This window comes from Neorhizobium populisoli, from assembly GCF_019430945.1.
Classification (GTDB): domain Bacteria; phylum Pseudomonadota; class Alphaproteobacteria; order Rhizobiales; family Rhizobiaceae; genus Neorhizobium; species Neorhizobium populisoli.
This window is the reverse complement of sequence record NZ_JAHYCB010000004.1, coordinates 289,515-303,067: the sequence shown is the minus strand read 5'-3', so window position 1 is coordinate 303,067 and position 13,553 is coordinate 289,515. Positions and strand designations below refer to the sequence as shown.

Here is a 13,553-nt window from a genome sequence, read left to right as displayed (position 1 = left end):
TTTTTGCTCACAGGTACTTGTGTAGTATTGTATTTTTGTACGACAATGTTGAACCGCCTCGATATCGCTTGGCAAATTCAAAAAGCAAAGAGTATTATCATGCCAATGAATTTGGCTAATATCGATCTCAAGCTCCTGGTCGTCTTCGACGCCATGATGGTCGACGGCAGCGTCAGCCGCGCTGCCGAACGGCTTGGCATGTCGCAGCCGGCGCTGTCGAACGCGCTGAACCGGCTGCGCCTGCTTCTGAACGACAGGCTTTTCCTGCGCACTGCCGACGGCATGCGCCCGACGCCGCGGGCCCTGGAGATAGCGGGACCGATCCAGGCGGCGATGCGGCAGATCGAGGAGGCATTGGAGCCCACAGCTTTCGAACCAGGCGATCCGGACTGGACGTTCAGCCTGGCGGTTTCCGACCATGCCTCGGTCGTCTTGCTGCCGCTGCTGATCGAGCACATTACCCGTATTGCGCCGCGCGTCAGCCTGCAGATCCAGTCGCGGCCGAACGAGGAACTGCCGACCCAGCTGGACAATAGCGAGATCGACCTCGCCGTCGGCATTATCCCCAACCTGCCGCGTCGCTTCAAGAACATGCCGCTGTTTGAGGATACCTATGTCTGCATGATGCGGCGGGGCCACCCGCTGGCGGGCAAACCGATTACGCTGGACGAATTCCTCGCAACCGATCAGCTTTCCGTGAAGCCGGGCATGAGCGATGTCAGCCGCGCTGACCGGTTTCTGGCCCAGGCCGGTCTGAAGCGCCGCGTTGTGACCACCGTCCACCAGTTTCTCGCCGCGCCCGCGATCGTCTCGCGCTCCGACCTCGTCGTACTGGTGTTCGAAAAGATGGCGCCGATCTTCGATCCGTCGCGCTTCTATTTTTGTCCCGTGCCGGTGTCGAACATGACTGTTTGCGCCACCGCAGTGTGGAGCGATGTGCATACGGACCTGCCTGCGCACAAATGGCTGAGGCGGCAGCTTGCCACGGTCGCCCGCCAGCTTGCCGAGGAAAACGAAAGCCCGCCGCTTTCTGCGGCCGGATAATTTGATCGGCATCGCCACCTCCCGATCGCCTGTTGTCAGCCGGCATTCTTTTGCATATACGATTGTCATACAATATGACGTAGAATGCCTAGCGAGGAGAATTCCATGGCCTACCAGTCGAGCAGCCTAGCCACGACCCGTGATGGGACTACGATTTCCTACCGGCTGATCAAAGGCAATGGTGACAAGCGCATCGTGCTGGTGCATTCGCTCGCCATGGACAAGACGTTCTGGGAGCCGACCGCGGAAGCGTTGGACGGCGCAGCAGACGCGCTGATCTTCGATTGCCGCGGCCACGGCGCATCGGGAAAGCCGGCCGGCCCCTACAGCGTCGAACTTTTTGCCGATGACATGGCCGATCTGATGGACCATGTCGGCTGGACATCCGCCGTCGTCGCCGGCGCCTCGATGGGTGGCTGCGTGGCACTCGCGTTTGCGGCGCGGTATCCGGAGCGTGCTGCCGCACTCGGCCTGTTCGATACGACCTCCTGGTATGGCGCAGATGCCCCAAAGGCCTGGAAGGAACGCGCCGACAAGGCGGTTGCCGAAGGCATGGGCGCACTCGTCGGCTTCCAGAAAACCCGCTGGTTCAGCGATGCTTTCCGTGAGGCCAATCCGGATGTCGTCGAAAAGGCGATCGGCGTTTTCCTGAAGAACGAACTGCCGGCCTATGCCGCGACCTGCGCCATGCTCGGCAATGCGGATATCCGCGCGGCTCTGCCTGGCTTCAGGTTTCCCTGCCGTGTCGCGGTCGGCACCGAGGATTATGCGACGCCGCCGGAGATGGCGCGTTACATGGCTGATAATATTCCCGGCGCCGAACTGTTCATCATGGAAGGCGTGCGGCATTTCACGCCGCTTGAGGTGCCGGGTGTGATTGCCGGGCACCTTCAGGAACTGGCCAAGGCGGTTTGATTTCCAAATCGCCTAGAACTTGCCCCTCATCCCCCTGCCGGGACCTTCTCCCCGTTCTGACGGGGAGAAGGAAGCAAGCCGCACCGCTTTCCAGAACCTCAACGATCAAGCGGGGCACGTCCCCTCTCCCCGCGAGCGGGTTAGGGGCCAACGCTGCCTGCGAAGAACGCAAACCTACTCCTTCACCGCACCGGTCATCGACGACACGTAATAATCCACGAAGAACGAATACAGGATCACCACCGGCAGTGAGCCGAACAGCGCGCCGGCCATCAGCGATCCCCATTCGAACACGTCGCCGCGCACCAGTTCCGTCAGCACGCCGACCGGAATCGTCTTGTTTTCCGACGACTGGATGAAGGTCAGCGCGTAGATGAACTCGTTCCATGAGAGCGTGAAGGCGAAAATCCCGGCCGAAATCAGGCCCGGCACCGCCAAAGGCAGGATGATCTTCGTCAGAATCTGACAACGGTTTGCGCCATCAACCAGCGCGCTTTCCTCCAGCTCGAACGGGATCGAGCGGAAATAACCCATCAGCAGCCAAGTGCAGAAGGGAATGAGGAAGGTCGGATAGGTAAAGATCAAGGCCAGCAGCGAGTCATACATTCCGAGCTTGAAAACGATGAAGGCGAGCGGAATGAACAGGATCGACGGCGGCACGAGATAGGCCAGGAAAATGACGAGGCCTATCGACCGCGAGCCGGTGAAACGCACCCGCTCGATCGCATAAGCGCCGAAGACCGAGGCGAACAGCGACAGGGAGGTGGAGCAGACCGCCACCAGCATCGTGTTCCATAGCCAGCCCGGATAGGATGTTTCCAGAAACAGATATTTGATGTGCTGCAGCGTCGGCCCGACCACCCAGAAGGGGCTGTAGTTCTTGTAGTCGGTCAGCTGGTCGTTCGGCTTAACCGAGGTGATCGCCATCCAGTAGAACGGGAAGAGCAGCACGAAGACGAAGACCGCCATCGGCAGATAGACCATTACCACCCGCCGCGGCAGGCGGTTCAGATAGCTCATGCCCTCGGCATTGTCGGTCAGGACTTCGTTGGCGGCGTTTGTATTGGTCGACATTGTGGTTCTCCCAAGCAATTCCAGCAAAAGTGCATCGCGGTTTTGCGTCCGGAATTGCGTAAAACAAAAGAATCGAGAGCGTTTCGGTGAAGCCGAAATGCTCTAGTCCTGACCGCCCTGCTGCCATTTGCGGCGTTGCAGGCCGAAGAAGCTGAACATGATCGCGCCGAGCAGGAAGGGCACCATGGCAACGGCGATCGCCGCGCCCTCGCCGAGCTGCCCGCCGGGAATGCCGCGCTGGAAGGACAGGGTCGCCATCAGATGCGTGGCATTGACCGGGCCGCCCTTGGTCAGCACGTAGATGAGCTGGAAATCAGTGAAGGTGAACAATACCGAGAAGGTCATGACGACGGCGATGATTGGCGTCAACATCGGCAGCGTCACATGCCGGAAGCGCTGCCAGCTGGTGGCGCCGTCAAGCGAGGCGGCTTCCTGCAGCGAAGCCGGAATGGTCTGCAGGCCGGCCAGCAGCGAGATCGCCACGAAGGGAATGCCGCGCCAGACATTGGCCAGTATCACCGAGATGCGCGCATTGGTCGGATCGCCCAGGAAATTGATCGGGCTGCTGATCAGGCCCATCTGCATCAGCGACCACGAAACGATCGAAAACTGTGCGTCGTAGATCCACCAGAAGGCAAGGCCGGAGAGCACGGTCGGCACGACCCAGGGCAGCAGCACGATCGCCCGGAAGAAGCTCTTGAACGGCAAATGCTGGTTCAGGAGCAGCGCCAGCCAGAGGCCGAGCGCGAATTTCAGCACCGAGGCGACGGACGTGTAGAGCACGGTATTGAAGACCGACAGCCAGAAGACCTTGTCCTCCATCAGGTACTGGTAGTTTTCCAGCCCGATGAACACCCCGTCGCGGCCGATGCGCGTGTCGGTAAAACCGAGCCAGACGCCGAGCCCCAGCGGATAGGTAAGGAAGCAGATCAGAAACACCGCCGCCGGCAGCATGAACAGGAAGCCGAGCACGTTGTTGTTCTGCAGCAGCGAAGGCCTGCGCGTTTCCCCGGATTGCACCGTCGACATTGCTTATCTCCAGATTGCCGTTTGTCTTTTCTGGGAAGTGGCGGACCGTGATTGCCCCTCACCCAGAGAGCAGCAAGCTGCTCTCCACCTCTCCCCGCGCGCGGGGAGAGGGAACTTGCGATGCTCGGCGTCGAGGCCGAGGGTAGCCGGCGCGGCATATGCCCTTCTCCCCGTCAGAACGGGGAGAAGGTGCCGGCAGGCAGATGAGGGGCAAACATCAGATATGATTGCCCCTCATCCTTGAGGCGCAGGAACTAAACCCGGTAATACCGGTTCGCCCGGCGCTCGGCTTCCTTCATCGCGTCTTCCGGTGAAAGCTGGCCGGTGACGGCTGCGGCATACATGTCGACCAGCACGTAGTCGGCCATGGTGGATGCCGAGGCGTAACCCAGCGGGCCGGCATAGCCGTTCGGGCGGAGCGTTTCCGAAGCGCGGGCATAAGGCGCGTGGATCGGGTCGGCGGTCCAGATCAGGTTCTTGGCGAACTCCTTGAGCGGCTGGCAGCAATAGGCGCTGGAGCCCTGGATCCAGGCATTCATCTGGTCGGCTTCCATCATGAACTTGATGTAGGCCTTCGCCGCTTCCGGATATTTCGTATGCTTGAAAAGCAGCAGCGAGCTCGTCTGGTGCAGCTCGACGCTCTTGCCGACCGGGCCGATCGGGAAATTGGTCGAGCGGATATCCTTGGCGATTTCGGCGAGCTTCGGGTCCGCCTTCGCGGCATAATAGACCGAAACGCCGTTGGCGATCAGCGACACCTGGCCGGCCAGGAAGGCGCGGTTGTTGTTGATGTCCTGCCAGCTTTCCGTGCCCGGAATGAAGGTGGCGTAAAGCTGCTTGGCATAGTTGATCGAAGCCAGCGTTTCCGGGCTGTTGATCGTCACCTTGCCGCTTTCGTCGACCATCTTGGCGCCGTGGCTCCAGAGCAGCCAATGGGCATAGTTGTTGCCGTCGCCGACGGCCTTGCCGTGCGGGAAGCCGGCGGGGGTGCCCTTGGCCTTCATCGCCTTGCAAAGCTCGAGGAAGCCTGCCGTATCCTTCGGGAATTCGCTGAAGCCGGCAGCCTTCATGTGGCTGTCGCGATAGACGACGGCGTTGCCGATCGCCGCCAGCGGCATGGCAATGAACTTGTCGCCGCGCGAGGCATAACCCTTCACGCCGTCATACCAGCCACCATATTTGCCGCCGAGATAATTGGCGAGTTCGGTGAGATCGGTCAGCTTGTCCGGATACTGGTGCGCATCGTCGAACCAGCACATGACGAGGTCCGGGCCGGAGCCGACGTTTGCCGCAACCGCTGCCTTGGGGCGGATATCTTCCCAGCTTTCCTTGTCGACGCGGACCTGAACGCCGGTCGCATCGGTGAACTTCTTGGTATTGGCGAGCCAGGCGTCTTCGTCACCCTTCACGAACGGCGTCCAGCGCAGCAGGCGCAAGCTGGCGCCGGCCTCCGGCTTGTAGGCCGGCTCGGCCTGGGCAAACGAGGGGCGAATGCCGAGGCCGGCAACGCCCGCCACGGTTGCCGATGCAGCCAGAAAGTCACGTCTCTTGATCGTCATGATATTCCTCCTCTTTGAAAAGCGGGAGCGAACTCTCCGGCATTCACCTCCCGCTGGGCGAACGCGGCCTTAGCATCCGTAAAACGGAATGCGTGCCGACCGGCAGATGAGCGGGGAGACTCCTCCTCTCCCGCACCTCCGCCGGACAGCGTCAGTCTGTCAGCCTCTGCCCGCTTTCGGCATCGAAGAGGTGAACATGCGAGGCGTCGATCGCGACGCGCAGCATTTCGCCCGGCCGCGCGGTGATGCGCTCGCGGAAGACACAGGTGAGATCGCTGCCGCCGAGCCTCAACGTCAGATGCGTCTCGTAGCCGGTCGGCTCCAGCACGACGATTTCACCGGGCAGACCATTGGCATCGAGCGAGATATATTCGGGGCGCAGGCCGTAAACGAGGTCACGGCCCTTGGCGGCGGCCGGCGAATTGGCGACCGGCAGAGCCGTGCCATCGGCGGTCAGGAAGCGCGTCGGATCGTTGGCATCGAGCTTGCCCTTGATCATGTTCATAGCAGGCGAGCCGATGAAACCGCCGACGAAAAGATTGGCCGGCTTGTCGTAAAGCTCCAGCGGCGTGCCGATCTGCTCGACGATGCCGTCATGCATGACGACGATCTTGTCGGCCATGGTCATCGCCTCGATCTGGTCGTGCGTGACATAGACCGTCGTCGTCTTCAGCCGCTGATGCAGCTCCTTGATCTCGGCGCGCATGGCGACGCGCAGCTTCGCATCGAGATTGGACAGCGGTTCATCGAACAGAAATACTTCCGGATCGCGGACGATGGCGCGGCCCATGGCGACGCGCTGGCGCTGGCCGCCGGAAAGCTGGCGAGGATAACGGTCGAGCAACTTGTCGAGACCGAGAATGCCGGCGGCGTATTTCACCCGCTTCTCCGCCTCGTCCTTCGGCGCCTTGTTCAGCATCAGCGAGAAGGCCATGTTCTGCTGCACGGTCATATGCGGATAGAGCGCATAGTTCTGGAACACCATGGCGATGTCGCGTTCCTTCGGCGGCAGGGTGTTGACCACCCGCCCGCCGATCTTGATCTCGCCGCCGGAAATGTTCTCAAGCCCCGCCAACATGCGCAGAAGGGTGGATTTGCCGCAGCCCGAAGGGCCGACCAGGATGACGAATTCCCCATCGGCAATATCAATGTTCACGCCCTTGATGACCGGAACCGCCCCGAACGACTTCCGAACATCCGCGAATTGAACGCCTGCCATATTCCCTCCTCCCAGATTCCAAGCACGACCTGCTATGCTTTTGTATTTTCGTTATTCCTGCCGGCAGCGAACCGCCGGTTATCCGCGCCCGACAAAGGGCATCTTGGTGGCCATCACGGTCATTGTCAGAACGTTCGCATTGAGCGGCAGGCTTGCCATGTAGACGACCGCATCGGCCACATGCGCCGGATCGATCGTCGCTTCGGCGGCGAGCGTGCCGTTGGCCTGCAGCACGCCTTTCGAAATCTTCGTAGTCATGTCGCTCGCGGCATTGCCGATATCGATCTGGCCGCAGGCGATGTCGAAGTTGCGCCCATCCAGCGCTGCCGATTTGGTCAGCCCGGTGATCGCATGCTTGGTCGCCGTATAAGGTGCCGTGTTCGGCCGCGGTGTGCTGGCCGAGATCGAGCCGTTGTTGATAATGCGGCCACCCTGCGGCGTCTGCGCCTTCATTAGCCGGAATGCCTGCTGGCTGCAGAGAAAAGCACCGGTAAGATTGGCCGCGACGATGGCGTTCCAGTCTTCGAAGGACTGTTCCTCGATCGGCACATTGGGCACGTTGATGCCGGCATTGTTGACAAGCAGATCGAGCCGTCCGTATTTTTCCGAGACCGTGTCGAACAATCCCCGGACCGAGACCGGGTCGCCGACATCGGCAGTTACGGCGAGATAGTCCGCGCCGGTTTCCTTGCCGAGCTCAGCCGCCGCCTTTTCCAGCACATCCGCGCGGCGACCGGAAATGACCACCGTATAACCGGCGGCACCAAGCGCCCTGGCGATTGCCCGGCCGACGCCGGTTCCGCCACCGGTAACGATGGCGATCTTGGAAACGCCGCTCATGCGATCCTCCCGCCGAGCTCATCCTCGATATGCACCTGCAGGATCTGGTCGAAATTCGTCTCGGCCTTGAAGCCAAGTCCGGCTGCGCGGCTGGCATCGAACTGCGTCGGCCAGCCGGCGACGATGCGTCCGATCACCGGATCGGCCTCGCGTTTTATCAGCGCCACGGCCTTGTCGCCGGCCACACGGCGCAACGCCTCGATCTCTTCGCCGACCAGAGCCGATAGGCCTGGCATGGTGAGGTTTCGGCGCGGCCCGATCTTCGCCGTATCTATCGTCGCCGCATGCACGAAGAAACCGACCGCAGAACGGGGGCTTGCAAACCAGTGCCGCACGTCCTCGTTCACCGGCAGCACGGCTTCCTTGCCGACCAGCGGCTCGCGGAGAATGTTGGAGAAGAAGCCGGAGGCCGCCTTGTTCGGCGTGCCGGGACGCACGCAGATCGTCGGCAGGCGAATGCCGATACCGTCGAAAATGCCGCGGCGGGAATAATCGGCCAGCAGCAGTTCGGCGATCGCCTTCTGGGTGCCGTAGCTGGTCAGTGGCGTCGTGAAGAATTCATCCGGAATGACCTCCGGGAAGGGCGTGCCGAAGACCGCGATGGAGGATGCGAAGACGACGCGCGGCACATAGGTCGATTTCAGGCCCTGCTGACGGATCGCATCGAACAGCGCTCGCGTGCCATCGAGATTGACGGAATAACCCTTGTCGAAATCCGCTTCCGCCTCGCCCGAGACGATGGCGGCGAGATGGAAGATCATGTCCGGGCGGGTCTCGATCAGCTTGTCGGCGACGCCGGCCTGAGCGAGGTCGATCACCAGCGCCGTGGACACGCTTTGCAACGCCTCCGGCACTGGCGGCTGGAACGCGTCGACCAGCGTCAGGCGGTCGATCGCGCCGCCGAGCACCTGCGGCTCGCGGGCAATCCGTTCGACCAGCTTGCGGCCGATCATGCCTGCCGCACCCAGAATCATTACATGCATTTCGGCTTCTCCTCCCAGTTCCGCCGCATCATCTCGTTTTGTCTCGATGCCACGGATCCGATGTTTCTCCGTTCGAATTCCCGGCATCCGTCACGCTTTGCGCGACGTCATCCTCTCCTTAAAATCCTGCAGCCACTGCAAACCTTCATCCGTGGATCTGGCCGGCCGGTACTCGGCTCCAATGGGGCGGTCGTAGCCCAGCTCTTCCAGAAGATTGAGAATGTAGCGGTAATCGATCTCCCCGTGATCCGGCTCCCGCCGGTCCGGTACCGACGCGATCTGGATATGTCCGATCGAATTCAGATACGCTTGCAACCTGCGGGTCAAGTCACCTTGCATGATCTGCAGATGGTAGCAATCGAACATAAGTCTGATGTTCGGCGTGCCGATCGCCTCGATGATCTCCAGCGCCTGCTCCGATGTCTGCAGGAAATAGCCCGGTGCATCGCGATGGTTCAGCGGCTCGATGAGGATGATGATATCGGCCTTTGCAGCAAGCTCGCAGGCGTATTGGAGGTTGGCTACGAAGGTCGCGCGGCCAACTTCGCCGGAAGATTTGCCTGCCATGACGTGGACATTCGGCGTGCCGATCGCAGCCGCATATTCGATCGCCTGCTCGATTGCGCGGCGCGCTTCATCCTCGCGGCCGGGAACAGCCGCAAGCCCGTTATCGCCGGCCGCGACATTGCCGCGTGTCGTGTTGAGACCGAGCATGATGAACCCGGTTTCCTTTAGCGCCTCACGAACGGCCTCGACCGGAACGTCATAAGGATAGTGGCATTCGACCGCATCGAAACCAGCGGCCTTGGCGGCGCGGATCGCATCGGGAAGCGGCAGTTCCTGCCACAGAAAGCCGAGATTGGCGGAAAACAGCGTCATCTCAATCCCACTCCACATCATAGGTTCGGACGATATCGCCGATCTGCGCATTGCTGAGCAAGGACGGATTGGCACCACGCGTCAGCATGGCGAGCTTCGCGGTCTCCTCCATCTCCTCGATAGCGTAAACCGCCGCTTCAAGATCCTTGCCGGCTACGACCGGACCATGAGCTGCCAGCATCACCGCACTGCGCCTGCCGGCCAGCCCGCGGATTGCGTCACCCATCGCCGGATCGCCCGGCATGAAATAGGGAAGCATTTTCACCTTGCCGAGCTTCATCACCGAATAGGCAGTCAGCGGCGGCAGCATGTTATCTTCATCCACCTCCGGCAGCAGCGACAGCGCTACACAATGGCTGCAATGCAGGTGAACCACAGCGCCCGTCTTGCCCGGCCGGGTTTCGTAGAAGGCGGAATGCAACGGTATTTCCTTGGTCGGCTTGTCGCCGCCGCTTTGTTTTCCATCCACCTCAAAGCAGGAAAGCCGCGCCGGATCGAGCCGGCCGAAGGAACTGCCCGTCGGCGTAACCAGAAGCCGTCCGTCGGAAAGCCGTGCCGAAATATTGCCCGAAGACCCGGCCGTCAGGCCGCGATCGTAAAGCGACTTCGCCATCACGCAGATGTCTTCCCTGAACCGCGCTTCCTCGCTCATGCGGCCTCCAGCAGCTTGAACGCATCCTCGAAAAAGGTCTCGGAGCCAAAATTGCCGGATTTCAGCGCCAGCGCCACCCGCTCGCCTTCGACATCCGCAAACACCCATGGAACGCCGGGGGCGATTTCCGGGCCGATTTCCAGCCGGGTGATGCCGAGCGCCTGGGTGATCGCACCGGATGTCTCTCCACCGGCGACCACGAAACGCCGCGCACCATTCCGAAAAGCCTGTTTGGCCAGACCGGCCAATGCCTGCTCAACGATATAGCTCGCCTTTTCGAGACCAAGCGTCTCCTGCGCCTTGCGGACCTCTTCCGGTTCGGCGGTCGCAAAAATAAGCTTCGGCTGGTTGGCGGCCTGCTGTTGCAGCCACTCTCGCGCGGCACCGGTACCACCGTCCTCCAGCGCAACGGGATCGAGCCGCAGGCTTGCATTCTTTCCGGCATAATAGGCGACCTGCCTGCGGGTCATGGCCGAGCAACTGCCGGAGAACACGACCTGGCCACCTTCCGGCACTTGAGCCGAAAGCTTCCCGGCAGGCGCAGAAGTGAGCCCCTGCTCGACATAAAATCGTGCCAACTGGCCGGCGATTGCGCTGCCGCCGGTCGTCAGCGGCATATCGGCAGACGCTTCGGCAATTGTCTTGAGGTCATCGTCGGAGACGGCATCAGTGACCATGTGCCCGACACCTTCGGAAGCCAAAGCATCGAGCCTTGCCCTCAAAGTCGCCCCCCCTTGCGCTACGACGAGACGGTTGGCGAGACCGACTTTGCGCTGGACCTGCGGTTGAAGCAGCCGCACGAGGCTAGAGTCGCGCATCGGCGTCAACGGATGATCCTTCATCGGGCTTTCCGACAGAAGCTGTTCGCCGACGAAGAGATGCCCCATGAAGATGCTGCGGCCGTTTTCCGGGAAAGCCGGGCAATAGATGGTCTGCTTTGCGCCAAGCTCGTCCATCAGCATCTCGGCCACAGGGCCGATATTGCCCTCCGCCGTGCTGTCGAAGGTGGAGCAGTATTTCCAGAAAAACCGCGTCGCGCCGGCCTTCTTCAGCCATTGGAATGCGGCACGGGCCTGATCGACGGCATCCTTCGCCGGAACCGTCCTGATCTTCAGCGCAATGACCTCGAAGGCGGCGGTATCGATGTCATCCTCGGCCGGCACGCCGATCCGCAGCGAAACCGGCACGCCGCTGCGCGAAAGCAGCGCCGCGAGATCGGTCGCGCCGGTAAAATCGTCCGCGATGCAGCCGAGGACAGTCGCCATCAGGTCTGACCTTCCATGCCGGGCAGGACGGCACCGCTCTTCTTGGCCAGAACCTTGGCCACAGCCGCGTCGTCTTCCAGCCCGAGGCCCGCTTCGGAGGCTTCCTTGAACAGGCCGAGCGCGGTCGCGGCGAGCGGCGTGACCGCCCCACTGCGGCCGGCCTCCGATGTGACGATCCCAAGATCCTTGACGAAGATGTTAACCGCCGAACGGGGCGTATAATCACCTTGGACGATATGCTCTCCACGGTTCTCGAACATCCAGGAAGAGCCGGCAGACACGCGCAGCACGTCGTAAAGCGTCTGCAGGTCGATGCCGGTCTTGGCGGCCAGCGTCATCGCCTCGGCGGTCGCGGCAATGTGCACGCCGGCGAGAAGCTGGTTGATCATCTTCACCTGCGAGCCGGGACCGGGCCGGTCTCCCAGGCGAAAAACTTTGGCTGAAACCGCATCGAGCGCGGCCTGCGCCTTGGCGAAGGCTGCCTCGGAACCGGAGCCCATCACCGTCATCTCGCCGGAAAGCGCCTTTAGATGCCCGCCGGAAACCGGCGCATCGACGACCAGCATGCCGGCCGCTTCCAGTCTTTCGGCAATCGAGATCGTGGCGCTCGGCGCCATCGTTGTGCAGAGAAGGAAGACAGTGCCGGCAGAAGCGGCGTTCGCCGCACCGTTCTCCCCGAAGAGCACGTCCTCTGCCTGGCTGCTGTTGACGACGAAAATGAAAACGGCATCCGCTGCTTCAACAGCCTTGGCCGGCGTCGTGCAGACCTTGCCGCCCGCCTCTTCAAAACGCTGCAATATCTCGGCGCGGACATCACATCCCGCGACGGCAAATCCCACTCTCAGAAGCGACAGGGCAGCACCCCATCCCATCGAGCCGAGACCTATGACAGCTGCTCTCCTCACGTCCTGCACGGCCTATCCTCCCCAGGCGCCACACAAGTGTCTGATATCAATGTTATCGATACCGGTATCGGTAACAAAGCGTATTTTTGTGACTTATGTCAAGAGCCGGTGGTTTCACTTTATCCACAATGGGCCTATGACTTAAGTTGGCGCCGGCTTACATCGCGCCTGGTCAGAGGATGCCTTTGGGGATGCGCAAATCCACTCTGGAAGAAGTTGCCGCAGCGGCCGGCGTCAGCAAGATGACCGCCTCGCGGGCGTTGCGTGGCACGCCGGATGTGTCGTCCGAGACCCGGCAGCGGGTTCTGCAGGCGGCAGAACAACTGAGTTATATCGGCAACCGGCTGGCACTGTCGTTATCCTCCCAGCGCACCAATCTCGTCGCCGTCGTGGTGCCGAGCATGTCGAATATCGTCTTTCCCGAAGTGCTGGCCGGCATTTCAGCCGGGCTGGAAGGTTCCGGCATGCAGGCGGTGTTCGGCATTTCCGATTATGACGCGGCAAAGGAGCGCGAGATCATCCACGACATGCTGTCCTGGCAGCCTTCGGCGATTATCGTCACCGGCCTCGACCAGCCGGAAGAGACGGTGCGAATGTTGAAGAGCGCCGGCATTCCGGTCATCCAGGTGATGGATCTGGACGGAGATCCGATCGATTTCAACGTCGGCCTATCGCACGGTCGAGCAGGCGAGGAAATGGCGCGCGCGCTGGTCGGCGCAGGCCGCAAACGGTTCGGTTATATCGGTAGTGCGCTGGAACGGGATTTGCGCGCGGCAAAGCGCAAGGCTGGTTTCGAAAAGGTGCTCAAGCAGAACGGCTTGCATTTCGTCGAACAGCAGATCGACAGCACTTTCTCCTCGATCGCGCTCGGCAAGCGACTGACGACCACGATGCTGGCCTCCGTGCCGGACCTCGATTGCCTGTATTACACCAATGACGACATGGCGACCGGCGGACTCTTCGCCTGCATGGAACTAGGTGTGGCGGTGCCTGAAAAGCTGCTGATCGCCGGGTTCAACGGCCTTGATCTCGCAAGTGCTTTGCCGGTGCGGATTGCCACTTCCCGCTCACCGCGTCGGGTTATGGGTGAGACGGCGGCAAGGCTGGTGCGGGAGGCGATTGCCGATCCTGATGGCAGCCACCAGAAGACGATTGCCTTCACCCCGGAGATTACCGGAATCACCTGACG

General features: G+C 61.4%; 13 protein-coding genes. 3 read left to right on the top strand and 10 right to left on the bottom strand.

Translation table 11 applies throughout. The annotated features are described in order from the left end of the window. Window positions 1-99 precede the first annotated feature (99 nt). Window positions 100-1,044 carry a LysR family transcriptional regulator gene (locus KX729_RS12545; protein ID WP_219742800.1) on the top strand — a complete coding sequence of 315 codons (945 nt, stop codon included), beginning with the start codon at window positions 100-102 and terminating at the stop codon, window positions 1,042-1,044. A 105-nt stretch (window positions 1,045-1,149) separates the two neighbouring features. Next, a complete protein-coding gene (locus KX729_RS12540; RefSeq protein ID WP_219742799.1) occupies window positions 1,150-1,959 on the top strand; it encodes an alpha/beta fold hydrolase in 810 nt (269 codons plus the stop codon). 174 nt (window positions 1,960-2,133) lie between these two features. Here KX729_RS12540 and KX729_RS12535 read toward each other — a convergent pair whose 3' ends face one another. The 10 genes from KX729_RS12535 to ltnD all read right to left on the bottom strand — a co-directional run bounded on the left by KX729_RS12535 (window position 2,134) and on the right by ltnD (window position 12,373). Continuing rightward, a complete protein-coding gene (locus KX729_RS12535; RefSeq protein WP_219742798.1) occupies window positions 2,134-3,033 on the bottom strand; it encodes a carbohydrate ABC transporter permease in 900 nt (299 codons plus the stop codon). 102 nt (window positions 3,034-3,135) lie between these two features. Then, a complete protein-coding gene (locus KX729_RS12530) occupies window positions 3,136-4,062 on the bottom strand; it encodes a carbohydrate ABC transporter permease (RefSeq protein ID WP_219742797.1) in 927 nt (308 codons plus the stop codon). A gap of 254 nt (window positions 4,063-4,316) precedes the next feature. Beyond that, window positions 4,317-5,621: an ABC transporter substrate-binding protein gene (locus tag KX729_RS12525; RefSeq protein WP_219742796.1), complete on the bottom strand. Its 1,305-nt coding sequence runs from the start codon at window positions 5,619-5,621 to the stop codon at window positions 4,317-4,319. 151 nt (window positions 5,622-5,772) lie between these two features. Then, a complete protein-coding gene (locus tag KX729_RS12520; protein ID WP_219742795.1) occupies window positions 5,773-6,840 on the bottom strand; it encodes an ABC transporter ATP-binding protein in 1,068 nt (355 codons plus the stop codon). 78 nt (window positions 6,841-6,918) lie between these two features. After that, window positions 6,919-7,680 (bottom strand): SDR family oxidoreductase, encoded by a 762-nt coding sequence (locus KX729_RS12515; protein WP_219742794.1) that lies wholly within the window; start codon window positions 7,678-7,680, stop codon window positions 6,919-6,921. Beyond that, entirely contained in the window at window positions 7,677-8,663 is a 987-nt protein-coding gene (denD, locus tag KX729_RS12510) for a D-erythronate dehydrogenase (protein WP_219742793.1), read from the bottom strand. Before denD ends, KX729_RS12515 begins: the two co-directional genes overlap by 4 nt. Window positions 8,664-8,753: 90 nt before the next feature. Continuing rightward, a complete protein-coding gene (locus tag KX729_RS12505) occupies window positions 8,754-9,542 on the bottom strand; it encodes a hydroxypyruvate isomerase family protein (RefSeq protein ID WP_219742792.1) in 789 nt (262 codons plus the stop codon). 1 nt (window position 9,543) lies between these two features. Further along, a complete protein-coding gene (otnC, locus tag KX729_RS12500; protein WP_219742791.1) occupies window positions 9,544-10,194 on the bottom strand; it encodes a 3-oxo-tetronate 4-phosphate decarboxylase in 651 nt (216 codons plus the stop codon). Next, window positions 10,191-11,459: a 3-oxo-tetronate kinase gene (gene otnK / locus KX729_RS12495; protein ID WP_219742790.1), complete on the bottom strand. Its 1,269-nt coding sequence runs from the start codon at window positions 11,457-11,459 to the stop codon at window positions 10,191-10,193. The genes otnC and otnK overlap by 4 nt, the downstream gene beginning before the upstream one ends. Continuing rightward, window positions 11,459-12,373, bottom strand: coding sequence for an L-threonate dehydrogenase (gene ltnD, locus KX729_RS12490; protein ID WP_219742789.1), 915 nt, complete (start codon window positions 12,371-12,373; stop codon window positions 11,459-11,461). The genes otnK and ltnD overlap by 1 nt, the downstream gene beginning before the upstream one ends. Window positions 12,374-12,555: 182 nt before the next feature. On the opposite strand from ltnD, the gene KX729_RS12485 reads away from it, so the two are divergent. Next, window positions 12,556-13,551 carry a LacI family DNA-binding transcriptional regulator gene (locus KX729_RS12485; RefSeq protein WP_219742788.1) on the top strand — a complete coding sequence of 332 codons (996 nt, stop codon included), beginning with the start codon at window positions 12,556-12,558 and terminating at the stop codon, window positions 13,549-13,551. Window positions 13,552-13,553 lie beyond the last annotated feature (2 nt).

Coding starts and splice junctions, on each gene's coding strand:
- otnC (WP_219742791.1), bottom strand. CDS start 10,194: ATGAGCGAGGAAGCGCGGTTCAGGGAAGACATCTGCGTGATGGCGAAG.
- KX729_RS12535 (WP_219742798.1), bottom strand. CDS start 3,033: ATGTCGACCAATACAAACGCCGCCAACGAAGTCCTGACCGACAATGCC.
- KX729_RS12525 (WP_219742796.1), bottom strand. CDS start 5,621: ATGACGATCAAGAGACGTGACTTTCTGGCTGCATCGGCAACCGTGGCG.
- KX729_RS12485 (WP_219742788.1), top strand. CDS start 12,556: ATGCGCAAATCCACTCTGGAAGAAGTTGCCGCAGCGGCCGGCGTCAGC.
- otnK (WP_219742790.1), bottom strand. CDS start 11,459: ATGGCGACTGTCCTCGGCTGCATCGCGGACGATTTTACCGGCGCGACC.
- KX729_RS12515 (WP_219742794.1), bottom strand. CDS start 7,680: ATGAGCGGCGTTTCCAAGATCGCCATCGTTACCGGTGGCGGAACCGGC.
- KX729_RS12505 (WP_219742792.1), bottom strand. CDS start 9,542: ATGACGCTGTTTTCCGCCAATCTCGGCTTTCTGTGGCAGGAACTGCCG.
- KX729_RS12540 (WP_219742799.1), top strand. CDS start 1,150: ATGGCCTACCAGTCGAGCAGCCTAGCCACGACCCGTGATGGGACTACG.
- KX729_RS12545 (WP_219742800.1), top strand. CDS start 100: ATGCCAATGAATTTGGCTAATATCGATCTCAAGCTCCTGGTCGTCTTC.
- KX729_RS12520 (WP_219742795.1), bottom strand. CDS start 6,840: ATGGCAGGCGTTCAATTCGCGGATGTTCGGAAGTCGTTCGGGGCGGTT.
- denD (WP_219742793.1), bottom strand. CDS start 8,663: ATGCATGTAATGATTCTGGGTGCGGCAGGCATGATCGGCCGCAAGCTG.
- KX729_RS12530 (WP_219742797.1), bottom strand. CDS start 4,062: ATGTCGACGGTGCAATCCGGGGAAACGCGCAGGCCTTCGCTGCTGCAG.